The sequence below is a fragment of the Nonomuraea sp. NPDC050478 genome (assembly GCF_044458265.1).
In the GTDB taxonomy this organism is placed as follows: domain Bacteria; phylum Actinomycetota; class Actinomycetes; order Streptosporangiales; family Streptosporangiaceae; genus Nonomuraea; species Nonomuraea ferruginea.
The window spans coordinates 94,614-118,379 of sequence record NZ_JBITHT010000007.1 but is presented as its reverse complement, the minus strand read 5'-3'; the positions used below and the strand labels follow the sequence as shown (position 1 = coordinate 118,379).

The following is a 23,766-nucleotide window of genomic DNA, read 5'->3' as shown; positions in this document are numbered from 1 at the left end:
GAACGTGACCCACGATCTGACCGGTGAACGGCTCGTCGACGACATGACCGAGGCCGAACGCGCCCGCGCGGAACGCGTCGAAGCCGTGCTGCCCGCGCTGCGCGCCGCCGCCGTCAAGGCCGACGAGGAGGCCCGCTTCCCGATCGAGCACGTCGCGCTGCTGCGCGACGCCGGGCTGCTCGGCCTCGTGGTGCCGGAGAAGTACGGCGGGCTCGGCGGCACGCTGCGCGACCTCGCCGCCGCGACGTTCGCGATGGGCACCGCCTGCCCGTCCACCGCCCTGGCCTACTTCTTCCACAACACCAGCGCCTCCCGCGGCCTGCTGCCGCTGGAGGCGATCGAGGCCGGCCTGTTCGACGACGGCGAGATCCCCGCCGTACGGGCGTTCGCCGAGAAGGTGCTGACCAGGATGGCGTCCGGCGTCTGGCTGGCCAACTTCGCCTCCGAGTCGGTCAAGAGCTCCACCGCCAACATCACCATCGCCACCACCGCGCGCCGCACCGACGGCGGCTGGCTGCTGGACGGCGAGAAGTCGTTCGGCTGCGCCACCGGCGTCGCCGACTACTACCTGACCACGGCCAAGCTGGAGGGCCACGACACCGCCGAGGGCCTGGTCACGTTCCTGGTGCCGCGCGACGCGGCGGGCGTCTCCACCCGCGCGCCGTGGGACGGGCTCGGCATGCGGGCCACCGCCAACAACGGCATCAGGCTGGAGCGGGTGTTCGTCCCCGAGGACGAGGCGCTGACCGTGCCGGGGGCGTTCACCCGGATGCTCAGGATGAGCCGCGGCAGCTTCGTCGGCAACCAGCTCGCCATCGCCGCCGTCTACACCGGCTGCGCGCAGAACGTCTACGACGTCACCGTCGAGCAGCTCACCCGCAAGACCTTCGCCGACACCGGCCGGCCGATCGCCTCCTCGCCCATGCACCAGCAGCTCATCGGCGAGATGACCGTCCAGCTGGAGACCGCCTACCTGTGGCTGCGCCGCCAGCTGCTGCTGGAGACCTCCGAACCGCCGCTGCGGCCCAAGCCCGAGGTCTTCCGCCAGTGGCGGATGGGCAAGGGGTCGGTCACCGAGGCCTGCTTCCAGGTGGCACTCGGCGCGTTCAAGGCCTCGGGCACCTCCGGCGCCATGATGGGCGGCACGGCCGGCCGGGCACTGCGCGACCTGGCGATGGGGCTGGTCATGACGTTCCCCGCCGAACGCGGCAGGCTGGAGGTCGCCCAGCTGGTGACCCAGGCGCAGGAGAACGCGCTGTTCGCCACCGCGGAGCGGCCATGATCGAGCTGCCGGAGACCGCCGACCTCGTCGACGGCCGCTGGGCCCGCTGCACCGAGGACCTCGGCTTCGACCTGGAGAACCCCGCCACCGGCGAGCCCGCCGCCCGCGCGCTCGGCTCCTCCGGCGCGCGCGCCGAGGCGGCGCTCACGGCCGCCGGCCGGGTGGCCGCCGCCTGGGCGGGCACCCCCGCCGAGCGGCGGGCCGACCTGCTCGACGCCGCCGCGGCCGCGCTGCGGGACCGCACCGGCGAGATCACCGCCCTGGAGTCCTTCGCCACCGGCGTGCCGATCCGGCAGACCACCGGGCTCGGGCTGATCGTGCACGGCGCGTTCGCGCTGGCCGCCGCCCAGATCAGGCAAGGGCTGCTGCGCGCCGACCGCGACGGGGTCGAGGTGCACCATCTGCCCTGGGGCCCCGCCCTGTGCCTGGTGCCGTGGAACGCGCCCGCCCCGATGGCCGCCCACAAGGCCGCGAGCGCGCTGGCGGCGGGGTGCCCCGTCGTGCTCAAGGTCAGCGAGTACGCCCCCTACGGCACCCGGGTGCTGGCCGAGGTCCTCGGCGAGATACTGCCGCCCGGCGTCTTCCAGCTCGTCATGGGCGACGCCCGCACCGGAGCCCTGCTGGCCGCGGACCCGCGGATCCGCGCCGTCTCCTTCACCGGCGGCCTGGCCGGCGGCCGCGCCGTCGCCGCCGCCTGCGCGAGCGCGCTCCGGCCCGCCCAGCTGGAGCTCGGCGGCAACAACCCGCTCGTGGTGCTGCCCGACGCCGGCACCGGCGCCGCCGCCGCGTCCGCCGCCGAGCTGCTCACCTCGCTCAACGGCCAGTGGTGCCGGGCGCTGGGCCGGCTGATCGTGCCCCGCCCGCGCCTGCCCGAGCTGGTGGCGGCCGTCGGCGAGCGGCTCGCCGCGCTGCGCGCCGGCGACCCGCTCGACCCGGAGACCGAGTACGGCCCGCTCGTCCACTCCGCCCACCTCCGGCGGGTACGGGACGCGACGGAGAACGCCGGAGGACAGGCCATCTCGTACGGTGACATGCCCGGCAAGGGCAACTACCTGGCGCCCGCTCTCATCACCGGAGCCGACCTGGCCGACGAGATCTTCGGGCCGGTCGCCGCCGTGGTGCCCTACGACACCGAGGAGGAGGCGGTCGCGCTGGCCAACGCGACACCGTACGGGCTCGAAGGGTATGTCGTCGGCGCCGACGAGGAACGGGCGCTGGACGTCGCCCGGCGGGTGCGCGCCGGCGAGGTCAAGGTCAACGGGTCCAGCGTGCTGAGCCTGCACCTGTTCACGCCGCGACCGGCGTGGGGGCTGTCCGGGCTGGTGGACGAGGGCACGGCGGAGACCATCCGGTTCTTCACCGGCACCCGCGTGGTCGGCGTCGAGCGGGCGCCGTGAGCCGCGTGCTGATCGCCGGGGCCGGGCCGGTGGGGCTGACCGCGGCGCTCACCCTGGCGCGCGGCGGGGCGCCGGTGACCGTCCTGGAGGCCGGGCCGGGCCTGGCCGCCGAGTCACGGGCCTCCACCTTCCACCCGCCGACCCTGGAGATGCTCGCCGGGCTCGGCGTGCTGCCGGAGCTGATGGCCCTGGGCCTGGTCGCGCGTACCTTCCAGTACCGCGACCGGCGGGGCGGCGCCATCGCCACCCTCGACATGGGCGTGCTCGCCGCGGACACGCCGTACCCGTACCGGGTGCAGTGCGAGCAGAGCAAGCTGACCCCGATCCTGATGGAGCACCTGGTCCGGCACGGCGGCGAGGTGCTGTTCGGGTCGGCGGTCCGCGAGGTCCTGCCGCGCGGCGGCGGCGTGCTGGTGACCACCGCGGGTGGCGCGCGGTTCGCCGCCGACCGGCTGATCGCCGCCGACGGCGCCCACTCGGCGGTACGGCGGGCGCTCGGGATCCCGTTCGAAGGCATCACGTACCCCGAACGGTTCCTGGTGGCCTCCACGGACGAGGACCTGGACGGGCTGCTGCCGGGCATCGCGCCGATCAACTACGTCTTCGACCCCGAGGAGTGGCTCGTCCTGCTGCGCACGCCCGACCACTGGCGGGTGCTGCTGCCCACCCCCAGCGGTACCTCCGACCAGGCGGAGCTCGCCCGGCTGGCCGGTCGGCTGCGGGCCGTCGCCGACCCCGGGCGTGAGTGGAAGGTCGCGCACGCCTCGCTCTACCGGGTCCACCAGCGGGTGGCCGCCCGCTTCCGGCACGGGCCCGTCCTGCTGGCCGGGGACGCGGCCCACGTCAACAACCCGCTGGGCGGTCTCGGCATGAACAGCGGCATCCACGACGCGGTCCTGCTCGCCGGCGCCCTGCTCCAGGACGATCCCGGGGCGGTCGACGCGGTCGCCGCCAGGAGGCGGGAGGTGGCGCTCCAGCACGTGCGCGCGATCAGTCACGGCAACTGGGAGAAGCTGCGCTCGGCCGCCCCCGCCGCCCACCACGCCGAACTGCGCGCCCTGGCCGCCGACCCGAAGGCCGCCAGAGCGCACCTGCTGCGCGCCTGCCTGATCACGTCCCTCAGATGACACCCGCTCCCCGCCAGGGGCAAGCACCGCTCGGGAGAGGCCGCCCTCGAAAGGGGCGGACACGCACCTTTCGGGAGAGAAACCCGCTCTCAGAGGGGGCGGGCAAGCACCGCCTGGGCACCCGCTCGACGCCCGGGTAGCGCGCCGACGAGGCGGAAAGGAGATGTGGTGGACGTGATCAGGCGGGAGAACCCCGCACGGGTCGCCGAGGTCGTGGGCCGGGTTCCCGTCACCGATGCGGACGGCGTGGACGCGGCGGTGCGGCGGGCCGGCGAGGCGTGGCGGGAGTGGGCGGCGCGGCCGATCGGGGATCGGGTGGCCGTGCTGCGGGAGGCCGCGGGGGTCATAGACGGCAGGACCGGCGAGCTGGCCGTGCTGCTCGCGCGCGAGTCGGGCAAGCCGCTGGCCGACTGCCGGGGCGAGATCTCGTTCGCGCTCACGTACCTGCGCTGGGTGTGCGACAACGCGCCCCGGGTGCTCGCCCCGGCCGAGATCGACGACGCCGCGGGCCGCCTGGTCGTGCGGCGCGCACCGTACGGGGTGGTGGGGTGCGTCACGCCGTGGAACGCCCCGGTCATCCTGGCCATGGTCAAGCTGGCGCCCGCGCTGGCGGCGGGCAACGCGGTGGTGCTCAAGCCGTCGCCGCTGGCGCCGCTGGCCGTGAGCGAGGTGGCCGCGGCGCTGCCCACAGTGGAGGTGGTGCACGGGGGCGCGCCGGCCGGGCGGGCGCTCGTCACCCACCCGGCGGTCCGCAAGGTGGCCTTCACCGGCGGCGACGCGGCCGGGCGGGAGATCGCGGCGGCGGCCGGTTCGATGCTCACGTCTTCGGTCATGGAGCTCGGCGGCAACGACCCGGCGATCTTCCTGCCGGACTTCGCGCTGTCCGGCGACGACTACGAGCGGCTGGTCATGGCGACGTTCGCGACCAGCGGGCAGGTGTGCATGGCCGCCAAACGGCTGTACGTGCCGCGCGCCCGGATGGCGGAGTTCACCGAGGCGTACACGGCGGCGGCGGAGCGGGTCCTGGTCGTCGGCGATCCGCTCACGCCCGGGGTCACCATGGGGCCGGTCATCTCCGGCCCGGCCGCCGACCGGATCCGGGCGCTGGTCGCGGGGTCGCTCTCCCGTGGGGGTACGGCGGTGCCGCTCGGGCGGGCAGTCGGCGGCCTCGAATCCGGATATTTCGTGACCCCAACCCTCGTGACCGGGCTGGACGACCAGGCGCCCCTGGTCACCGAGGAGCAGTTCGGCCCGGCGGTGCCGTTGCTGCCCTACGACACCGAGGAGGAACTGCCGGCCAGGGCCAACGCGGGGGATCTCGGCCTCGCCGCCTCGGTGTGGTCCGCCGACGAGGACCGCGCCTTCGGCCTGGCCGCCCGCCTCGAAGCCGGCTACGTCTTCGTCAACACCCACAACCGTACCGGCATGTCCCTGCGCGCCCCCTTCGGCGGTGTCAAGCGCAGCGGCTACGGCCGGGAGTACGGCGAAGAAGGGCTCCTGGAGTACGTCCAGAGCGCGGTCGTGCACGCCCCCGCGGCCTTCCGCGACGGCGGCGCCGGCCTGCCCGCGACCGCCTACCCGGCGTGACGAGCACCGACCCGGTGCTCGTCAGCCTGCCTGGCCGAGCAAGGCTCCGGACAGGTGCCAGGGGCGGCCGTCCACCAGATCGGTGCCCCGGGAGACGTGCCGGTTGACCGCCTGCTCCGGCCACACCACGGCGTGCACGACCTCGTCCGCGTTCTTCACCGTGGTCACCACGGGGTGGCTGATGCGGCCGGTGAACGGCCCCTCCCAAGCGGTCCAGAGCGTGAAGTCCCGGGGCGCGGCCAGGACGAGCCCCGCCACCCCGTCCGGGCCGTCCTGCCCGGCCACCACCAGGTTGAGCCGGTTCTCCGCCGCCCTCTCCAGCAGGCCGAGCCGCAGTTCCCACGGCTCCCTGGCGGTGTACGGGACCGCGACCACGTCGGCGTCGGCCAGCGCCGCCAGCCGGAACTCCTCCGGATGCCGCGCATCCTCACCGGCGACGATCGCCAGCCGTCCCCAGGGCAACCGGTGGATCGGGCAGGGGCCGACGCCGGAAGCGTCCCCAGCGGACCCGCCGGGGTCCCCGACGCTGGGCCCGGGTGGGTCTTCGCGGGGTACCTCGCCGGTGGCATTCACCAGGGCGCCGGTGCCGGTCACCACGTGGGCCGGCGTGTCCCGTACCGCTGCCGAGGCGTCCGCCGCCGACAGCGGGGAGCCTTCCGGCAGGACGATGAGCAGGGCGCCGTCGCGGGCGGCCCGGCGGACGGCGGGGGCGCCGGCGCGGACCACCGCGACAGGGAGGACGGCCGCGCCCGGCGGGGCGGTGCGGCCGCGCGGGGGCCGTGTGATGGCGGCGTAGCGGGCGGGACGGCGGGTGGCGAGGAGGCGGGCGCGGTCGGCGTCGGCGGCGGCCGGGTCGATGTCGGCGACCACCACGGCCTCGCCGGTGCGCGGGGCCCGGGCCACGACGGTGCCGTCCGGGGCGACGATCTGGCTCTCGCCCGCGCCGTGCAGCCAGCCGACCGGCACCCCGAGACCGGCGCCGACCTGCGCCAGCCGGTCGGCGGGGATCAGCGGGCCGACCTTGTTGGCCGCGACGACCCACACCTTGTTCTCGGCCGCGCGGACCGGGACGTGCAGCGAGGCCTCGTCGGTGGCGAACGAGTTCAGGCTGTTGAGCAGGATCTGCGCGCCACGCACCGCCAGCCCTCTGGTGACCTCGTTGATGACGCCTTCCATGCAGGCGTACATGCCGACGCGGCCGGCGGCGGTGTCCACCACCGGGCCGGGAGCCGTCGCCGGGTCGAGGTGGTCGTTCTCGGCGCCCATCAGGATCTGCTTGTCCGCCTCGCCCAGCAGCTCGCCGTCCGGGCCGTAGAGGAGGGACGCGCCGGTGGTGCGGCCGTCGTCGCGGGCCAGGGTGACGCCGATCTTGACGTGGGCGCGGTGCCGTCGGGCGGCGCCGGCGACGGCCGTCAGGAAGGGGTCCCCGTGCCGGCAGGCCATCGCGCGGGCGTGCTCGCGGCTCTCGTACCAGGACAGATGGTTGCAGAACTCGGGTAACACGATCAGCTCGGCGCCCCGGCCGGCGGCCTCGCCGATCATGCGAAGGCTGGTGGCGAGGTTCGCGGCGACGTCCTGGCCGGCCTCGAACTGCACCGCGGCGACGCGCACCACAGCGCCTCCCTGTTACATCTAGAGAAACGGCGTTTCCAATGCCTACAATCTCGCGAAACAGGGCGAGATGTCCAGAGGAGGCAGCCTGTGCTGACCCACGTCGTGCTGATGAAGTTCACCGATCCCGCCGACGCGCCCGAGGCCAAGGAGCGGCTCGAAGCGCTGGCGGGCAGGGTGCCGCAGATCAGGGGGCTCTCCGCGCACCTGGACGTGGTCCACTCGCCCGTCTCCTACGACCTGTGCCTGGTCACCAGGCACGAGTCCGCCGACGAGCTGCGCAGCTACCAGCAGCACCCCGACCACCTGGAGCTGGCCGGCTGGCTGCGTCCGAGGCTGGCCGCGCGGGCGGTCGTCGATCACGAGGGATAGCCCGATGTCCTGGACACGGGTCACGCTTTCGGGGGATCCTGCAAAGGAAACACCGTTTCTTTACCGGTAACAGACTGGGGAAGATCAGCTGTGAAGGAAACGCTTCAGCACGTCGAGCAGATGCTCGACGAGTCCCCGGTGGTCGACGTCACCGAGACCTTCGAGCAGATGCGCGGCATCCTCGCCCGGCTCAAAGCCAGGATCGAGGCGAAGTTCGTGCTCACCCGGGACCCGTCGAGCGAGCAGTTCGACAGCTACGGCACCTACCCCGACGGCCCCGGCGGCCGGATCGAGGCCTACACCGGCCCGGAAGTGGACTGGATGGTCCACTCCTGGCTGGGCAACCCCACGGCGAGCTTCGCCAACCTGCACCTGACCGTGTGGCTCGGCCCGCAGATCGACGTGCCGCACCTGGGCATCGCGCTGCTGGTGTGGCCGGAGGGCTGGTTCTACACCGACGCGATCCCCCGGGTGAACCTGACCGAGGACGGCGACTACTACGACCGCTACTACGCGCCGCTCGACGCCGACTGGCTCCGGTTCAAGGAGGAGCACCCGGACTTCACCTGGTTCACCAGCCGCGCCGGGTTCATCCGGGCCAGTCTGTCGCCCGTCGCGCACTGCTACTCCTTCCCCCGCGCGCAGGACAACATCGACCTGGTCGCGAAGCTGCTCGACGACCGCGTGGACCGCTGGCTGACCTGGGTGGACGAGGCCGAGCCCGTGCCGGAGGAGCGGCGGCCCGCGCTCGCCGCCACCGACCTGGCCATCCGCCGCAACATCGCCGACCGCGACCCGGCCAACGTCATGGGCGTGCGGTTCTTCGGCGAGGAGCTGACCGGCAAGCTCGTCCGCGCCCTGTGGGGCGGCGACCGGGTGCTGCCGAGGCCGTCGTGATCAGGTCGCTGTGGTGGGCCGCGGAGACGGGTGGCGAGCCCCCGTTCGGCACCGCCCATCTCAAGGTCCACTACCCGGCGGCCGCCGAGGGCGACCGTCTGACCGGCACGTTCCCGCCCGACGGCGGACCGTACCCGGTCGTGCTGTTCCTGTCCGGGATCAACGTCGGGCAGGACGCCTACCGCTGGCTCGCGGTCGAGATCGCCGCTGCCGGGTTCGTGTGCGTGACGTTCGACCGGGTGGGCGAGCTGTTCGGCGGCGAGTACGGGCTCACCCCCGGCGTCGACCTGGAGGCCGCCACCCCCGGGCGGTACGGCACCCGCCCAACCTGCCCGGCCATCGGCGCCGTCCTGGCCTCGCTGGCGGAGATCGAGCTGCTCAAGGGCGTGCTCGACCTCGACCGGGTGGCCATCGGCGGCCACTCCGCCGGCGGCACGGTGGCGATGCAGTCGGCCAGGTTCTTCCCCGGCGTCAAGGCGGTCTTCTCCTACGGGGCGCACACCATGGTCGCCACCATGCTGGGCTGGCCCGCGGGCACCGTGGTGCCCGCCCAGGCCGACTGCCCCGTACTGCTGTCGGTCGGCACCCGCGACGGCGTCATCATGGGCAGCGCCGACCGCTACGGCCAGGACGGGCACGCCACGGACCCCGTCACCCGGACCTTCGAGGAGGCGCTCGGCGACGGCGAGCACCTGCTGGCCGTCTTCGACGGCGCCAACCACTTCATGATCGCCGACCCGGTGGATCCGACGGCCGCGCGCGCCTTCCTGGATCTGCCGGCCACCGCCCAGCCCCGGCCCGAACTGGCCCGGCTGGTCACCGCGTTCCTCCGTACCCATCTGCACGACGATCCGGAGGCACGGGCCGTCCTGTCCGGCCTGCCCGTAAGGAGGAAGCATGCTTAAGAACTTCTGGTACGCGATCGAGTTCAGCCACGTCGTCGAGCACCGGCCGCGCAAGGTCACCTGCCTCGGGCAGGACTTCGTGATCTGGCGGCGGCGCGACGGCTCGGTGGCCTGCCTGTCCGACCTGTGCGTGCACCGGGGCGGGGCCCTGTCGCTGGGCACGCTGGTCGAGGACCGCGTCGCCTGCCCGTACCACGGCTGGGAGTACGAGTCGGACGGCACCTGCGTGAAGATCCCCGCGAACCCGCCCGGCCGCGGCATCCCGAAGAAGGCCCGGGTCGACGCCTACCCGATCGTCGAGAAGTACGGCCTGGTCTGGGCCTATCTGGGCGACCTGCCCGAGGACAAGCGCCCGCCGATCCCGCACATGGCCGAGCACGACGACCCCTCCTTCCGCGCCGTCTACTGGCAGACCGTCGTCGAGGCGAACTACGAGCGGGCGATGGAGAACGTCGTGGACGCGGCGCACACCCCGTTCGTGCACGGCACCGCCTTCGGCAACCCCGACAAGCCGGAGATCCCGGACTACGAGGTGACGCAGGGCGAGTGGCACGCGGAGGCCGACATCCTGCTCAACCCGCCGGCGCCCAAGGGCCTGTGGGGCATGCTGTCCCCCAAGCGCCTCGACCCCGTCGTGGTCACCAACGGCTGGTACCTGCCGAACGTGGTCAAGCTGCACATCCGGCTCCCGTTCGGCGACCTGATCATGTACGACCACAACATCCCGATCTCCCAGGGCCGCACCATGGTGAAGCTCGTCGGCTACCGCAACTTCTTCACCGGCAAGTGGGCCGACCGCAACGCCGTCAAGCGGATCCAGCGGATCTTCGAGCAGGACCGGGTGGTGGTGGAGTCGCAGCGGCCCGAACTGCTGCCCTTCGACCTCGCGGCCGAGCTGCACCTGCGCAGCGACGCCCTGCAGATCGCCTACCGGCGGCGCCGCCAGGAGCTGATCGACGACGGCTGGTGGCTGGGCGGCGACGACATCGTGATGGGGGACGTGCCGCGCCGCGAGGCCACCGTCATCCCTTCGCCGGCCCGCCGGGACAATCCCGAACTCGCCCGTGCGTGGGTGCACAAGACCCGAGGAGACAGCCATGAGCCTGCCCGAAGCGCTGAGTGAGCGCGTCCTGGAGCGGCTGACCGACGCCCTGAAGCTCCGGCCGGCCCGCGACGTGCCGCTCACCTCGCCGATGTCGCCCGCCCCGGTCGGCCGCCTGCGGGTGCTGCGCCCCGCGGACGAGACCGTCGTCGACAAGGCGGTCGCGGTCGGCCTGGTGGTGCCGCAGATCGGGCTGGACAGCCACATGATCTTCGTGTTCACCCGTCCGGGCTCCGCGGTGCCGCACTTCACGCTGGACTCGGTCGCCTCCGCCGAGTACCACGCCATGCACCTGGACCTGATCCCGCGGGCCGAGCTGGCCGTCAACCTGGAGTATCTGGACGCCTGCTTCCTGCCGCTCACCGAGCCGCTCGACGGCGCCTGGCAGCTCGACGGCCTCTCCCCCGCCGCCATCGGCCCCCGGCAGCGGGCCATGATGTCGCCCTGGATGCTGGTGTGCCGCGCCACCGAGGACGCCTTCGCCAAGCTCGGCGGCACCGTGGACGCCTACCTGGACCACTGGCTCGCGCTCGTCGCCGGCGGCGTGCCCGAGCCCTCCGGTGACCTGGCGGGGCGCGACCGCGTCAACCGGGCCAACCTCTTCTCCCCGGCCGTGGACCCCGTCTGGCACCAGGTCACCCGACTGATCGGCGAGGAACAGGCCGAGACCGTACGTGAGGAGCTTCTGCGTTGACCGAGCCGAGCGAGTGGCAGCGGCGCATCGAGGGCGAATGGGTCGGCAGGCCGTCCCTGTTCGACGCGACAGGGACGTGGCAGGGGTACGAGGACATCCGCCGCTCCTCCGTCCACGAGGACGGCGTGACCACCTACTACATGGACGGCGGCCTGGAAGGCGGCGGGCCGATGGCGGGCCGGTTCCGGCTGGGCGCCCCGTTCGCCTTCGGGGTGGTCGACTCCGACGCCAGCCGGATCTACACCGGCCCCGACTTCTACGGCACCGGCCAGCCGTACGGGACCTTCGTCGACGCGCACTACTACGGCCCCGGCTGGCAGGTGGACCTCAACACCTGGAACCAGGTGATCGGCGACACCCAGGTCTACTCCTCGATGCTCTACCAGGGGCCGGCGGTCGTGGGCTGCTTCAACGGCCTCTACACCCGCGACCCGGCCAGGACCGCCGACTGGCTCGCCGCCGAGACGCGGAACGGGCCGGTCCCGTACATCCTGCCGACCAAGACCGGCGGCGCGTTCGCCGGCGCCTGCGAGCTGTTCGGCGCCGACCAGAAACCCGCCGGCACGGTCGAGGTCCGGGTCGAGCTGGAGCCGCTCGACCTGCTGAGGACCCGCCGGCGCGTCACCTGGTCGGGCGCGCTGGAGCGGGAGTACGCGGCCGACGTGCGGCGCGACGGCTGCCGTTCCTTCTACGAAGGGCCGGACGCGTGGGGCAACGCCCAGGCGTTCGGCCGGGCCGACTACCCCAGCGTGCACTTCGCGGACGTGTGGAAGCTGAAGGGCCGGGAGTTCATGCTCGACGCCACGCCCGACATGGGCTCGGGGACGGAACTGGCGGTGGTCTACGAACTGTTCGAGGGCGGCACGCTCGCCGCGGTGATGCACGGGGTGCTGACGTGGTCATCGTCGTGACCGGCGGCAGCCGCGGCATCGGGCGCGGCCTGGTCAGGGAGTTCCTGGCACGCGGCCACCAGGTGGTGACCTGCGGCAGCGCCACGGCGCCCGAGGACGGGCTCGGCGTCGTCGCCGACGTCACCGACCGGGCCCAGGTGCGCGAGCTGTGGGACACGGCCGTCGCCGAGTACGGCCGGGTGGACGTGTGGATCAACAACGCCGGCGTCACCCAGCGGCGCGTGCCGCTGTGGGAGCTGACCGAGCAGGAGACCCGCGCGGTCGTCGACGTCAACCTCAACGGGGTGATCAACGGCTGCGCGGTGGCGCTGGCGGGCATGGCCGGCCAGGGCCACGGCCACGTGTGGAACATGGAGGGCCTGGGCAGCGACGGCCGGGCGGTGCCCGGACTGTCGGTGTACGGGTCCACCAAGCGGGCGCTGAACTACCTGACCAAGGCCCTGGCCAAGGAGGTGCCCGACGGGGTGTCCGTCGGGCTGCTCAGCCCCGGCATGGTCGTCACCGACCTGCTCGTCCGCGACCTGAACCCGAAGTCCCGCAAGGTCTTCGACATCCTGGCCGACCGGGTCGAGACCGTGACCCCGTGGCTGGCCGAGCAGGCGCTCGCCCGGATCGGGAACGGCGCGCACGTCCGCTGGCTGACCAACCGCAAGGTCATGGCCCGCTTCGCCACCGCCCCCTTCACGAGGAGAAAGGTGCTGCCGTGACCGACGCGCTCGGCTGGCGACGCAAGTTCGGCGTGATCGCGCCGTCGACGAACACGATCGTGGAGCCGGACTTCTCTGCGATGACCGTGCCGGGGGTGACCGCGCACTTCGGCAGGATCCACATCAGAGATCAGAACATGTCCGGAAATGAGGGCATGGAACGCCTGCTCGGCCAGATCCGCGACGAGCTCGGCGCCGCCTGCGAACGGGTGATGACCTGCGAGCCCGACTACATGGTCATGGGCATGTCCGCGGAGACCTTCTGGGGCGGCGTCGAGGGCAACCGGCAGTTCGTCGAGCAGATCCACGGCCTCACCGGCCTGCGGGTCGCCACCGGCGCCGAGGCCTGCGAGCGCGCGCTGAAACTCTTCGGCGCCCGCCGGATCGGCGTCGTCACCCCCTACCAGCCGGTCGGCGACGAGAACGTGGTCCGCTTCTTCTCCGAGATCGGCTTCGAGGTGACCGCGATCAAGGGACTCAAGTGCCCCACCGCCGTGTCGATCGCGCACGTGGGCGAGGCCGAGCTGCGCGACGCGCTGGTGGAGGTGAACTCCGCCGAGGTGGACGTGCTGGTGCAGTGCGGGACGAACCTGTCGATGGTGCGGCTGGCCGACGAGGCCGAGCGCTGGCTGGGCAAGCCGGTCATCGCCATCAACGCCGCCACCTGGTGGATGGCGCTGCGTGACAACGGCATCGAGGACAAGGTGTACGGCGCGGGCTCCCTCCTGCGCGATCACTGAAGGGCCCGGAGGGCGGTCCCCCTGTCGTCCTCCAGGCTCGCCCTGCCACGGAACGCCAGCAGCGCGCCGGCCAGCAACGGGACGGCGAGGATGGCGTACGCCCAGCGCAGCGATCCGGTGGCGTCGGAGAACGCGCCCACCAGCAGCGGTCCAGCCGATCCCGCCAGGGAGAGCAGGAACTGCAGCAGCGCGAACCCGAGCCCCCGCCGCGCGGCGGGCACCACGTCGGCGGCGGCCGCCGTCAGGTTGGGGATGGCCACCAGGAACCCGCCCGAGGCGACCGCCAGGCAGAGCAACTGCACCGGCAGCACCAGCAGCAGGGCGACACCCGTCAGGGCCAGCGCCCCGACGAGCAGCCCCCAGGCGCCGACGGTCACCCGCCATCCCGGCCTGACCAGGTGCCCCCTGTCACCGAGCCGGGCGCCGAGCACGCTGCCGGTGACCATGCCGAGCAGTCCGACGCCGCCGGCCAGCCCGGAGGCGGCGCCCACGGACAGGTCGAAGGCGCGCTGGTAGAAGGTGGGCAGCCAGAACATCAGCCCGCCCAGCCCGAAGAAGACCGTGCCGAGCCCGACGGCGATGGCGCGCAGGGTCCTGATCCGGAGCAGCTCCCGCATCTCGGCCAGGACCGGGCCCCGGCGATCCGGCGCGGCGGCGGGCTGCGCCTGCCGGCCGGTCCTGAGCATCTCAATGCGGTCGCCGGTGCCCCGCTCGGGCTCGCGCAGCGTCAGGCAGAGCAGGGCGATCACCATGCCCGGCACCGCCACGAGGAAGAACATGGTCCGCCAGCCGTACGCCTCCGCCAGCGCGCCGCCGGCGACGATGCCGACCGGCGGCCCGGCGAAGTAGCCGAACCGCTCCAGCGAGAACGCCCGGGTCCGGCTGCCGCCCGGGAAGTAGTCGGCCAGCAGGCTGGAGGCCGCCGGGTTGTAGAGCAGCCCCGTGCCGCCGAGCAGCACCCGCACGGCGAACAGCATCGCGTACGAGGTCACCAGCCCGCTGCCGAGGGTCAGCAGTGACCAGACGGCCACCACCAGGAACAGCGTCCAGGTCCTGCGGCCGTGGTCGGCCAGCCGCCCGGCGGGGATCAGCAGGATGACGCCGGCCAGCGCGGCGGAGGTCGCGATGGCGCCGCCCGCCGTGTCGCCGAACCCGAGATCCCGCTGGATGTCGGCCAGCGCCCCCGCCATCAGGTTGTACTCCACCCGGTCGACGAAGGCGATCAGCGCGACGCAGATCGCGGGCCACCATCCGAACGGCGCCGCCGCGTCCAGGCGCACCCGCCGGGGGCCCCTGCCCGCGACGGGGATCTCGACGTAGTCGTCAGCGCCCGCCATGCGCACATCGTTATGGAAACACTGTTTCCCGTCAATGGATCTCGTGTCTTACTTGGAAACGACGTTTCCCCAATGGGAGTTGCCATGGAATACCCACTCTCCCTCGCCCTCGTCGACTTCCTGCCGGTCATCGCCATGGCCGTCGGGGTCGCGCTGCTCGTCCCCTACGCCCGCCATCCGGCCGTGGCCGCAGGCGGCTGGCTCACCGTGCTGGGCGGCGCGCTCAAGGCCGTCTGGAAACTGATCATGGCGATCCGCGGGCCGGACCTCGTGTGGCTGGCCGAGGCCCAGTTCTTCCTGCTCGGCATCGGGTTCACGCTGATGGCCTGGGCGCTGCTGGGGACCGGATCCGGCCGGCGTCCGCCGGCGTGGGCGTTCGCCGGCTTCGCCCTGCTGGGCGTCGCCGCCGCGATCGCGGTCATGGACACCTGGCCGATGCTGATCGTGACCACCGTCTCGGCCACCCTCGTGGGCATCCGGCTGCTGCTGCTGTCCCGCCGGGCCGGGGCGGCCGCCGCGGTCTACCTGTTCGGGTTCAACCTTCTCGGCACGTACGTGATGGGCCTGCTGGCCTCGCGGCCCGAGCAGACGATCGCCTTGCAGTGGGCGGAGGAGATCCTCAACACGCTGAACTGGTCGGCCTTCGCCCTGGGGGTCTGGTTCCTGACGCGGACGAAGTCGCCTGTGGCACATTCGCGGAGGTTCACGTGGAGTCGCTGATGCGGCCCATCCGCGGGCCGGTCCTGCTGTCCGTGCTGGGCACGTGGCTCCAGGCCCTGGCCACGACCGCGCTGCTGCTGTTCACCGGCCACGCGATCGGCCGGATCGCCGCGGGCGGGCCGCCTGACGGCGGCGTCGTCACCGGGCTGGCCGTCGCGGCCGTCGCCCGGGCGCTGTTCGCCGCCTGGGTGCCGGCGATCACCGTCAGGGCCGGCGGGCGGCTGGAGCTCGACCTGCGCGACCGGGTCTACCGCCACCTGCTCCGGCTCGGCGCCCCGCTGCGCTCCAGCGAGCAGACCGGCCGCCTGGTCTCCACCGGAACCGAGGCCGTCGAGCTCGTCGCCACCTACTACGCCACCTTCCTCGGCCCGATCCTCGCCTCGATGACCGTGCCGATCCTCGTGCTGGCCGCCATCGCGATCCTCGTCGACCCGTGGACCGCGCTCGTCCTGGCCGTCGCGGTCCCGGCCATCCCGCTCACCGTCGGCGTCTTCCAGCGGGCCTTCGCCAGGGTCAGCGACGGATACCGCGACACCGCCAACCGGCTGGCCGCCCGCTTCCTGGACGCCCTGCAGGGCCTGACCACGCTCAAGCTCTTCAACCAGGGCACCGCGCACGGCCGGACCCTGGCCAAGGCCTCGGAGGACCTGCGCCAGGCGATCATGCGGCTGCTGGCCGGCAACCAGGTCATCCTCTTCGTGATCGACACGGTCTTCTCACTGGGGATGATCACCGCGGCGACGGTCCTGGCGATGATCCGCTTCCGCGACGGCGCGATCGGCACGGGCGAGGCGGTCGCCCTGGTGCTGCTGGCCACCCAGCTCGTCGAGCCGCTGGACAAGGTCGGCCAGTTCTTCTACGTCGGCATGGGCGGCATGGCCGCCGCCAAGGAGATCAGGACCCTGCTCGCCGAGCGGCCCTCGGTCACCGACGCCGACACCGGGCACCCGGCAAGGACCACCTCCGAGGTGACCTTCGACGCGGTCGGCTTCGGCTACCTGCCGGACACCCCGGTGCTGCGCGAGGTGAGCTTCACCGTCGCGCCCGGCGAGAGACTGGCGCTGGTCGGGCCCTCGGGATCGGGCAAGACCACCGTCGCCGCCCTGCTCCAGCGCAACCTGGACCCCGGCGAGGGCACGATCCGCGTCGGCGGTCACGACGTCACCGCGGTGCCCGCCGCCTGGGTGCGCGAGCAGATCAGCGTCGTCGCCCAGACGACCTACCTGTTCACCGGCACGCTCAGGGACAACCTCAAGGTCGCCGCGCCCGACGCCGACGACGACCGGCTGCGCGAGGCGCTCGCCGTGGCCGACCTCGACCTGGACCTCGACACGCCGGTGGGCGAACGCGGCCTGACCCTCTCCGGCGGCCAGGCGCAGCGCGTGTCGATCGCGCGGGCCGCGCTGAAGGACGCGCCCATCCTCGTCCTCGACGAGCCGACCTCCAACGTGGACTTGGAGTCCGAGGCCGCGATCCTGGCCGCGCTGGACCGGCTCACCACCGGGCGGACCGTGCTGATGATCGCGCACCGGCTGTCCACCGTCCGCGACGCCGACCGGATCGCGGTCCTGGAGGACGGAGCCGTCACCGAGCAGGGCACGCACGAGGAACTGATGACAGGCGACGGCCACTACGCCAGGGCGGTGAGGTCACGATGACCAGGATCCAGATCAGCCGGCGGCTGCTGGCCTTCGGCCGGCCCCTCCTGGTCCCGCTCGCCGTCTCGGTCCTCTTCCGCGTGTTGCAGCAGTGCCTGGGCATCGCCCTGTACGGCGTGGGCGCCTGGGGCGTGGTCAGGGTCGTGTCCGGCGAGCCGGAGGTGATCGGCGAGATCGCCGTGGCCATGGTCGTCATGGCCTTCGCCAAGGGCCTGTTCCGCTACGTCGAGCAGTACTCGGGGCACTTCGTCGCCTTCAAGCTGCTCGCCCTGCTCCGCGACGACTTCTACGAGCGGATCGAGCCGCAGGCGCCCGCCGGGACCGAGGGCGGCCGCTCCGGCGACCTGCTCGCCCGCGTGATGAAGGACATCGACCGCATCGAGGTGTTCTACGCCCACACCATCGCGCCGGCGCTGGCCGCCGCCGTCGTGCCGGTGATCTCCCTGACCGTGCTGGGGACGGTCTTCAGTCCCGTGGTGGCGCTCGTGCTCGCGCCGTTCCTGATCGGGGTGGGCATCGGGGTCCCGTGGCTGAGCCACCGCGCCGCCGCCACCGCCGCCACCGAGCTGCGCCGCTCGCGCGGCGAGGTCTCCCAGCACCTCACCGACGGCGTCCAGGGCATCAGGGAGGTGCTCGCCTTCGGGTACGGGCCGCGCCGCCTGGCCGAGCTGGGCGCGCTCGGCGGCGCCGGCGCGTCGGCCGTCGGCCGGCTCGGCCGCCTGATCGCGCTGCGCCGGGGCCTCAACGAGCTGCTCGTCGCCGCCGGGATGATCGCGGTCCTGTTCACCGGCCACGCGCAGGGCCTCGGCTGGCAGGACATCGCGATCACCGTCGCGATCGGCCTGGCGGCCTTCGGGCCGGTGCTGGGCGTGGAGGAGTTCGTCGCCGACCTGGAGCAGGCGTTCGCCGCCGCGCGCCGCCTCTGGGAGATCACCGACCGGCCACCCCTGGTCGTCGACCCCGGCTCCCCCGAGCCCCGGCCCGCCGGCCGGTCGATCGCCTTCGAGTCGGTGACCTTCACCTACCCGGGCGGGCCGGCTCCCGCGTTGCAGGACGTCTCCTTCACCGTCCCCGAGGGCGAGCGGTACGCCGTCGTCGGCGCGTCCGGCTCGGGCAAGTCCACGCTGGTCTCGCTCCTGCTCCGGTTCTGGGATCCGGACTCCGGCAGGGTGCGCGTCGGCGGCGTCCCGGTCGACCGGCTCGGCCTCGGCGACCTGCGCGACCTGGTGGCCGTGGTCGGCCAGCGGACCTACCTGTTCAACGACACCGTGGCCGCCAACCTCAGGCTCGCCCGGCCGGCCGCCACCCAGGACGAGCTGGAGGCCGCCTGCCGCCGCGCCGCCCTGCACGACACGATCACGGCGATGCCCGAGGGCTACGACACCGTGATCGGCGAGATGGGCGAACGGCTGTCCGGCGGCCAGCGGCAGCGGCTGGCGATCGCCCGCGCCCTGCTGAAGGACGCCCCGATCATCGTCCTGGACGAGGCGACCTCCGAGCTCGACACGCACACGGAGGCCGAGATCCAGCGGCAGATCGACGACCTGGCCGAGGGCAGGACCCTCCTGGTCATCGCGCACCGCCTGGCCACGGTGACCGGCGCCGGCCGCATCCTCGTGCTGGACCGCGGCCGCCTGGTGGAGCAGGGCACCCACGAGGAGCTCCTGGCCCGCCAGGACGCCTACGCCCGCCTGTACGCCCGCCAGGCCGACGACCTCGACCGGGCGGCCGGCTGAGGATTGTATGCATCAAAACCAGATATCTCCCTTTATGACCTTATATCTGGATTTTTTGCATACATGTTGGTATCCAGGAAGCATGCATCCCCCCGAAGTGAACCTCGTCGAAGTCGGCCCCAGGGACGGGCTCCAGAACGAGTCCGTCCTGGTGGGCACCGATGACAAGGTCGCCTACATCGAGGCCCTGGCCGACGCCGGGCTGACCCGCATCGAGGCGGTCAGCTTCGTCCACCCGCGCCTGGTGCCGCAGATGGCCGACGCCGAGCAGGTGATGGCCCGGGTGCCGAGACGCGACGGGCTCAGCTACATCGGCCTGATCGTCAACGCGCGCGGCCTCGACCGGGCGCTGGACGCCGGAGTCGACGAGGTCAACATGACCGTGGTCGCCACCGAGACCTTCTCCCGGCGCAACCAGGGCATGAGCATCGCCGAGGCGCTCGACTCCTTCGCCGCCGTCTCGGCCCGCGCGCACGCCGCCGGGCTGCCGGTCACCGCGACGGTCGGCGCCTCGTTCGGCTGCCCCTTCGAGGGCGAGGTGTCGCCGGACCACGTGGCCGTCATGGTGCGGCGCTGCGCCGAGGCGGGCGCCGACGAGATCGCGCTCGCCGACACGATCGGCGTCGGCGTGCCCGCCGACGTGCGCCGCCTGGTCGAGGCGGTGCGCGCCGTCACCGGCCTGCCCCTGCGCTTCCACTTCCACAACACCCGCAACACCGGGTACGCCAACGCGCTGGCCGCCGTCGAGGCCGGCGCGAGCGCGCTGGACGCCAGCAGCGGCGGGATCGGCGGCTGCCCGTTCGCCCCGGCCGCCACCGGCAACATCGCCACCGAGGACCTGGCCTACGCCCTGCGCCGGTCGCGCGTCCGTACCGGAGTGGACCTGGGCCGGCTGACCGAGGCCGCGGCCTACATCGGCGAACGGCTGGGCGCGCCGGTGCCCGCCCTGCTCGGCCGCGCCGGCGACTTCCCGGCCTGAGGGCCCCGCCCTGCGGCGAGGGCGCGATCCCGAAGTGGTCAGGAATCGAGAAGCGTCGCCCTCCAGGCTGGACCTAGCGTTGCCCGCGTGAACAGCACAGCCACCCCAGCTTCCATGGGCCTCACGCTCGACGTCATCACCCTCGGGACGCCCGAGGTGGAGGCCGCGCGCAGGTTCTACAGCACGACGCTCTCCCCCACCGTCGCCGACGACGACGACTCGGTGAACCTCGACCTGCACGGGACCGGGCGACTCACTCTGTCCGCGGCCGAGAGGCTCGCCGCGGGCGCGGGCGCGCAACCGGCGGCGCCGGGATTCCGCGGCTACGTGCTGACCTATGTCGTCAACCAGCCCACCGAGGTCAAGACGCTGATGGACGCCGCCGTCCGCGGCGGCGCGGAGGTTCTCAAGCCCGCCAAGAAGGCCCTCTTCGGTTCGTTCTCCGGGGTGTTCCGGGCACCGGACGGCGCCATCTGGAAGCTGGCGGCGGCCACCGGCAAGGACACCGGCCCCGCGGCGGAAAGTCCGCTGCCGACTGAGACCACCCTCATTCTCGGCGTATCCGCGCCGAAGGCGTCGAAGGCCTTCTACGAGGCCCTGGGCATGTCGGTCGACCGGGACTACGGCAGCAAGTACATCGACTTCCACCCCGCCGCAGGCGCGGCCAGGCTGTGCCTGATGGAAGGCGGGGTCCTGGCCAGGGATGCGGGCACGGCCAAGGACGGCGACGGCTTCCCCTCGATGGTCCTCACCCACAGGGCCGGGTCCCGGGAAGAAGTCGATCTCCTCCTGTCAGCGGCCGCCGCTGCCGGAGGCCGGACCACCGTCGCCGCCACGCGGACTACCGAGGGATATTCCGGTTTTTTCACCGACCCGGACGGCTTCTGGTGGCAAGTGACGCACTGAGCCCCACGAGCCGGTGTCCATCGCGTCGTCGGCCTCCCAGGCGATCTCCGAGACGACGAACTCCACCATCACCAGAACCGCACCTCGGGATAGTCCTTCGACGGCTTGTCCAGCAGGGGCCGGCGCTCGCCCTTCAGGTGCAGGTCGAGGAAGGCGGTCACGTACGCGCGGGTGATCCCGATCGACCGCGCGCCGTCCATCGGCGCCGCGGGCAGGCCGAGCTGGGGCTGGAGCACCGCGTAGTCGGTGAAGCTCGCGTGCTCGGCGCCGGTCACGGTCAGCCAGCGCTTCCAGTCGCCGGTCACGTGCGGCCAGAACGTGTCCCACGAGCCGTCGCTCCCGCCGTGTCCCGGCGCGTGCCGGGGATTGCCGATCATCATGAAGGGCTTGTCCAGCGGCTTGGCCGGGGTGCCGGGGTGGTAGGTGCCGTCGAGGTTGACCGCGGCCTTGATCCGCTTGGAGGAGGGCAGCAGGTGCGCGGCGCTCTGGCCGCCCGCCGAGTGCCCGACCATCGCGATCCGCCTCTCGTCGATCAGCCGGTTCCAGCGCTTGCTCCCGGCCAGCCGGTCCAGCACGAACTCGGTGTCGGCGGCCCGTACCCGGGCCACCTTCGCGCCCGTCTCGGGGGTCTGACCGGCCTTTCCGGCCTCGAAGGTGACGGTCCGGCCGCCGGGGAACGTGGTCGCCAGCGACTCGTAGGTGTGCTCGATGCCCGCCACCAGGTAGCCGCGGCTGGCGAACTCCTCGGCCAGCGAGGTCATGGTCGCGCGGGGCATCGTCATGCCGGGTGACAGGACCACCAGGGGCCGGCCGCCCTTGCGCGGCAACGCGGGAGCGTCGGCGCGGGCGTGCGTCCTGGTCTTGGCGAGGGTGTCCGCCGGTACGTCCTTGAGCTGCGGCACGCTTCTGATGACCAGTTCTGATTCCCGTGGTGTGAGGTACCGGGAGGGCTTCCCGGTGGCCTTGCGCGCCGGGTACCAGATCGAGACCATCAGCTCGCGCGCCTTCCGGCTGGGGACCCACGGGTCGGGGCGGCTGGAGTCGATCAGGTGCAGGTCCGTCCTGCCGACCGGGTGGTCACCGGTCGGCGCCGGCAGGGCGGTCACGGGCTTCTTCGCCACGGGGACGGCTTCTGCCGGCAGGGCGGCCATGGCCGGGGTGGTGAGTGATGCGGAGAGCGCGAGCGTGGCAACGGTTTTCCTCATGCGTCCCACCGTGCCGGGTGGTCCCGCCGTACCGTCCCCGACGAAAGCTGCGCGGTGTCTGCGACTTTCGTAGGGGATGTCTGGATCGGTGCGCCTTGTAGTCTCTGGCCATGCTTGACCGGGCATCGAGGATCGCCGGACGGATCACCCCCTGGGCTCTGGGGCTGACGGTGTTCCTGCTGTCCATGGCCGCGGTCACCGGGTCCATGGGGGTGCGTTCGGCGCTGCCCGCGCCGGTGCTCGTGGCCGTGGCGGCGTGCTGCGGTGTGGCCGCGGCCTTCGCCGGGCGGGCGCTGTGGCCGCTCGTCGCGGTGGCGGCCGTGGCCCACCTCTGGCTGGTGATGTGGCCGGCCGCCGTCGTGGCCTCGTACTACGCCGGCATCCGGTTGCGCCGCCGCGACCTGTGGCTCTACGTCGCCGGCGCGGTCGTGGTGCACGCGCTCGCCGGGCTCGTCTCGTACTGGAACGAGGGTTATCGCGCCCTGGTCGCCGGCACCCCGCTCAACGCGCTGCTCATGGGCGGCGCGATGCTCGGGCTTCCGCTGGTCGCGGGGCTGTGGGTGGGCGCCAGGCGGCAGGTGCTCGACGCCGCGCGCGAGCAGGCCGCGCAGCTGCTGCGCGAGCAGGTGCTCCGCGCCGGGCAGGCGCGGGAGCAGGAGCGGTCGCGCATCGCGCGGGAGATGCACGACGTGGTCGCCCACCGGGTGTCGCTGATGGTCCTGCACGCCGGGGCGCTGGAGGTCAACGCCTCCGACGCCCGTACGGCGGAGGCCGCCGCGCTGATCGGCCAGGTCGGCAGGGAGGCCCTGACGAACCTCAGGGAGGTGCTCGGCGTGCTGCGTTCGCCGGATCCGGTGAGCGGCCCGCAGCCCACGCTGGCCGACCTGGACCGGCTGCTCGACCAGTCCCGGGCCCTGGGCATCGTGGTCAACCGCCACGACGAGGGCGAGGCCCGCCCGCTCCCGCCCACCGCGGAGCGCACCGCGTACCGGGTCGTCCAGGAGGCTCTGACGAACGTGCACAAACACGCGGGCGACGCCGAGACCGACGTGCACCTGCGGTTCCGGAGCGCCGAGCTGGAGGTCCTCGTCCGCAACCGGCCCGCCACGGCGGCGGACGGCGGCCTGCCCGGCTCCGGCTGGGGGCTGGTCGGGCTGCGCGAACGCGTCGAGCTCCTCGGCGGCAGGCTGGAGGCCGGGCCGCAGGAGGAGGGCGGGTTCCGGGTGCTGGCCGGGATACCCACCGCATGATCCGCGTACTGGTCGTCGACGACGAGGCGCTGGTCAGGTCAGGACTGCGGATGATCCTGGAGGCGTCCGGCGACATCGCGGTGGTCGGCGAGGCGGGCGACGGCGAGGCCGCGGTGACCGCCGCGGCCCGGCTCAGGCCGCAGGTCGTGCTGATGGACGTGCGCATGCCGGGCACCGACGGCCTGACCGCCGCCGCCGGCATCCTGGCCCTGCCCGGCCCGCCGAAGCTGATCATGCTCACCACGTTCGACCTCGACGAGTACGTCCACGAGGCGCTCCGGCTGGGCGCCGTCGGCTTCCTGCTCAAGGACACCCCGCCGCGGGACCTCGCCGCCGCGGTCCGCACGGTCGCGGCGGGCCAGGCCATCCTCTCCCCCGCCGTCACCAAGCGGTTGATCAGCTCGTTCGCCGGCAAGGCTCCCTCGCGGGCCGTGTCCGCGAGGGAGCGGCTGGCCGCGCTGACCGCCCGCGAGGAGGACGTGATCAGGGCTGTCGCTCGCGGCCTGTCGAACGCCGAGATCGGCCGCCAGCTCCGGCTGACCGAGGCCACGGTGAAGGCGCATGTCAGCCGGGTGCTGGCCAAGCTGGGCCTGGCCAACCGGGTGCAGGCCGCGATCCTCGTCCACGACGCCGACCTCTAGGG

Annotated in this window: 22 protein-coding genes; 19 read left to right on the top strand and 3 right to left on the bottom strand. The window is 73.0% G+C overall.

Features of this window, described 5'->3' with window-relative positions; all coding sequences use genetic code 11:
* The first annotated feature begins 4 nt into the window (after positions 1–4).
* From ACIBF7_RS33415 to ACIBF7_RS33400, 4 genes are all read left to right on the top strand, one after another.
* The gene (locus tag ACIBF7_RS33415) at positions 5–1,282 is read left to right on the top strand and encodes an acyl-CoA dehydrogenase family protein (RefSeq protein WP_219546361.1); all 1,278 of its coding nucleotides are present in this window, start codon (positions 5–7) and stop codon (positions 1,280–1,282) included.
* Positions 1,279–2,679, top strand: coding sequence for an aldehyde dehydrogenase family protein (locus ACIBF7_RS33410; RefSeq protein WP_397198913.1), 1,401 nt, complete (start codon positions 1,279–1,281; stop codon positions 2,677–2,679). The genes ACIBF7_RS33415 and ACIBF7_RS33410 overlap by 4 nt, the downstream gene beginning before the upstream one ends.
* Positions 2,676–3,806, top strand: coding sequence for an FAD-dependent oxidoreductase (locus ACIBF7_RS33405; protein WP_397198912.1), 1,131 nt, complete (start codon positions 2,676–2,678; stop codon positions 3,804–3,806). Before ACIBF7_RS33410 ends, ACIBF7_RS33405 begins: the two co-directional genes overlap by 4 nt.
* Before the next feature lie 168 nt (positions 3,807–3,974).
* On the top strand, positions 3,975–5,393 hold the full coding sequence (locus tag ACIBF7_RS33400) for an aldehyde dehydrogenase family protein (protein ID WP_397198911.1): 1,419 nt from the start codon (positions 3,975–3,977) through the stop codon (positions 5,391–5,393).
* Between the two features lie 21 nt (positions 5,394–5,414).
* Here the strand turns inward: ACIBF7_RS33400 and ACIBF7_RS33395 are convergent, their stop codons facing one another.
* Positions 5,415–7,007, bottom strand: a complete 1,593-nt coding sequence (locus ACIBF7_RS33395; RefSeq protein ID WP_397198910.1) for a nitrilase-related carbon-nitrogen hydrolase — start codon at positions 7,005–7,007, stop codon at positions 5,415–5,417.
* Positions 7,008–7,094: 87 nt separating this feature from the next.
* Here ACIBF7_RS33395 and ACIBF7_RS33390 point away from each other — a divergent pair, with 87 nt between their 5' ends.
* The 8 genes from ACIBF7_RS33390 to ACIBF7_RS33355 all read left to right on the top strand — a co-directional run bounded on the left by ACIBF7_RS33390 (position 7,095) and on the right by ACIBF7_RS33355 (position 13,332).
* Positions 7,095–7,376, top strand: a complete 282-nt coding sequence (locus ACIBF7_RS33390; protein WP_397198909.1) for a Dabb family protein — start codon at positions 7,095–7,097, stop codon at positions 7,374–7,376.
* A gap of 90 nt (positions 7,377–7,466) precedes the next feature.
* Positions 7,467–8,273 carry an oxidoreductase gene (locus tag ACIBF7_RS33385; protein ID WP_148031611.1) on the top strand — a complete coding sequence of 269 codons (807 nt, stop codon included), beginning with the start codon at positions 7,467–7,469 and terminating at the stop codon, positions 8,271–8,273.
* Complete coding sequence (locus ACIBF7_RS33380) at positions 8,270–9,178, top strand: alpha/beta hydrolase family protein (RefSeq protein WP_397198908.1); 909 nt, start codon at positions 8,270–8,272, stop codon at positions 9,176–9,178. Before ACIBF7_RS33385 ends, ACIBF7_RS33380 begins: the two co-directional genes overlap by 4 nt.
* Positions 9,171–10,301: an aromatic ring-hydroxylating dioxygenase subunit alpha gene (locus ACIBF7_RS33375; protein ID WP_364236042.1), complete on the top strand. Its 1,131-nt coding sequence runs from the start codon at positions 9,171–9,173 to the stop codon at positions 10,299–10,301. Before ACIBF7_RS33380 ends, ACIBF7_RS33375 begins: the two co-directional genes overlap by 8 nt.
* Complete coding sequence (locus ACIBF7_RS33370; RefSeq protein WP_364236044.1) at positions 10,276–10,974, top strand: hypothetical protein; 699 nt, start codon at positions 10,276–10,278, stop codon at positions 10,972–10,974. The genes ACIBF7_RS33375 and ACIBF7_RS33370 overlap by 26 nt, the downstream gene beginning before the upstream one ends.
* Positions 10,971–11,885, top strand: a complete 915-nt coding sequence (locus ACIBF7_RS33365; RefSeq protein WP_397198907.1) for a hypothetical protein — start codon at positions 10,971–10,973, stop codon at positions 11,883–11,885. The genes ACIBF7_RS33370 and ACIBF7_RS33365 overlap by 4 nt, the downstream gene beginning before the upstream one ends.
* Positions 11,870–12,592, top strand: a complete 723-nt coding sequence (locus tag ACIBF7_RS33360) for an SDR family oxidoreductase (protein ID WP_397198906.1) — start codon at positions 11,870–11,872, stop codon at positions 12,590–12,592. Before ACIBF7_RS33365 ends, ACIBF7_RS33360 begins: the two co-directional genes overlap by 16 nt.
* Positions 12,589–13,332, top strand: a complete 744-nt coding sequence (locus tag ACIBF7_RS33355; protein ID WP_271279346.1) for an arylmalonate decarboxylase — start codon at positions 12,589–12,591, stop codon at positions 13,330–13,332. The genes ACIBF7_RS33360 and ACIBF7_RS33355 overlap by 4 nt, the downstream gene beginning before the upstream one ends.
* Here ACIBF7_RS33355 and ACIBF7_RS33350 read toward each other — a convergent pair.
* Positions 13,326–14,669: an MFS transporter gene (locus ACIBF7_RS33350; RefSeq protein ID WP_271279345.1), complete on the bottom strand. Its 1,344-nt coding sequence runs from the start codon at positions 14,667–14,669 to the stop codon at positions 13,326–13,328. The genes ACIBF7_RS33355 and ACIBF7_RS33350 overlap by 7 nt on opposite strands.
* 84 nt (positions 14,670–14,753) lie before the next feature.
* Here ACIBF7_RS33350 and ACIBF7_RS33345 point away from each other — a divergent pair, with 84 nt between their 5' ends.
* From ACIBF7_RS33345 to ACIBF7_RS33325, 5 genes are all read left to right on the top strand, one after another.
* Entirely contained in the window at positions 14,754–15,389 is a 636-nt protein-coding gene (locus ACIBF7_RS33345) for a hypothetical protein (RefSeq protein ID WP_397198905.1), read from the top strand.
* On the top strand, positions 15,389–17,047 hold the full coding sequence (locus ACIBF7_RS33340; protein WP_397198904.1) for an ABC transporter ATP-binding protein/permease: 1,659 nt from the start codon (positions 15,389–15,391) through the stop codon (positions 17,045–17,047). Before ACIBF7_RS33345 ends, ACIBF7_RS33340 begins: the two co-directional genes overlap by 1 nt.
* The gene (gene cydC / locus ACIBF7_RS33335) at positions 17,044–18,783 is read left to right on the top strand and encodes a thiol reductant ABC exporter subunit CydC (RefSeq protein ID WP_271279343.1); all 1,740 of its coding nucleotides are present in this window, start codon (positions 17,044–17,046) and stop codon (positions 18,781–18,783) included. Before ACIBF7_RS33340 ends, cydC begins: the two co-directional genes overlap by 4 nt.
* A gap of 82 nt (positions 18,784–18,865) precedes the next feature.
* Complete coding sequence (locus ACIBF7_RS33330; RefSeq protein ID WP_271279342.1) at positions 18,866–19,762, top strand: hydroxymethylglutaryl-CoA lyase; 897 nt, start codon at positions 18,866–18,868, stop codon at positions 19,760–19,762.
* Positions 19,763–19,849: 87 nt separating this feature from the next.
* Positions 19,850–20,668, top strand: a complete 819-nt coding sequence (locus ACIBF7_RS33325; protein ID WP_397198903.1) for a VOC family protein — start codon at positions 19,850–19,852, stop codon at positions 20,666–20,668.
* 68 nt (positions 20,669–20,736) lie between these two features.
* On the opposite strand, the gene ACIBF7_RS33320 is transcribed toward ACIBF7_RS33325, so the two are convergent.
* On the bottom strand, positions 20,737–21,873 hold the full coding sequence (locus tag ACIBF7_RS33320) for an alpha/beta hydrolase family protein (protein WP_397198902.1): 1,137 nt from the start codon (positions 21,871–21,873) through the stop codon (positions 20,737–20,739).
* A gap of 110 nt (positions 21,874–21,983) precedes the next feature.
* On the opposite strand from ACIBF7_RS33320, the gene ACIBF7_RS33315 reads away from it, so the two are divergent.
* Positions 21,984–23,123: a sensor histidine kinase gene (locus ACIBF7_RS33315; RefSeq protein WP_397198901.1), complete on the top strand. Its 1,140-nt coding sequence runs from the start codon at positions 21,984–21,986 to the stop codon at positions 23,121–23,123.
* A complete protein-coding gene (locus ACIBF7_RS33310; protein ID WP_364236065.1) occupies positions 23,120–23,764 on the top strand; it encodes a response regulator transcription factor in 645 nt (214 codons plus the stop codon). The genes ACIBF7_RS33315 and ACIBF7_RS33310 overlap by 4 nt, the downstream gene beginning before the upstream one ends.
* Positions 23,765–23,766 lie beyond the last annotated feature (2 nt).

What these genes read in the sequence shown, in the direction of transcription:
- ACIBF7_RS33410 (WP_397198913.1), top strand. Translation starts at nt 1,279, where the DNA reads ATGATCGAGCTGCCGGAGACCGCCGACCTCGTCGACGGCCGCTGGGCC.
- ACIBF7_RS33375 (WP_364236042.1), top strand. Translation starts at nt 9,171, where the DNA reads ATGCTTAAGAACTTCTGGTACGCGATCGAGTTCAGCCACGTCGTCGAG.
- ACIBF7_RS33370 (WP_364236044.1), top strand. Translation starts at nt 10,276, where the DNA reads ATGAGCCTGCCCGAAGCGCTGAGTGAGCGCGTCCTGGAGCGGCTGACC.
- ACIBF7_RS33350 (WP_271279345.1), bottom strand. Translation starts at nt 14,669, where the DNA reads ATGGCGGGCGCTGACGACTACGTCGAGATCCCCGTCGCGGGCAGGGGC.
- ACIBF7_RS33345 (WP_397198905.1), top strand. Translation starts at nt 14,754, where the DNA reads ATGGAATACCCACTCTCCCTCGCCCTCGTCGACTTCCTGCCGGTCATC.
- ACIBF7_RS33340 (WP_397198904.1), top strand. Translation starts at nt 15,389, where the DNA reads ATGCGGCCCATCCGCGGGCCGGTCCTGCTGTCCGTGCTGGGCACGTGG.
- cydC (WP_271279343.1), top strand. Translation starts at nt 17,044, where the DNA reads ATGACCAGGATCCAGATCAGCCGGCGGCTGCTGGCCTTCGGCCGGCCC.
- ACIBF7_RS33330 (WP_271279342.1), top strand. Translation starts at nt 18,866, where the DNA reads ATGCATCCCCCCGAAGTGAACCTCGTCGAAGTCGGCCCCAGGGACGGG.
- ACIBF7_RS33320 (WP_397198902.1), bottom strand. Translation starts at nt 21,873, where the DNA reads ATGAGGAAAACCGTTGCCACGCTCGCGCTCTCCGCATCACTCACCACC.
- ACIBF7_RS33315 (WP_397198901.1), top strand. Translation starts at nt 21,984, where the DNA reads ATGCTTGACCGGGCATCGAGGATCGCCGGACGGATCACCCCCTGGGCT.
- ACIBF7_RS33310 (WP_364236065.1), top strand. Translation starts at nt 23,120, where the DNA reads ATGATCCGCGTACTGGTCGTCGACGACGAGGCGCTGGTCAGGTCAGGA.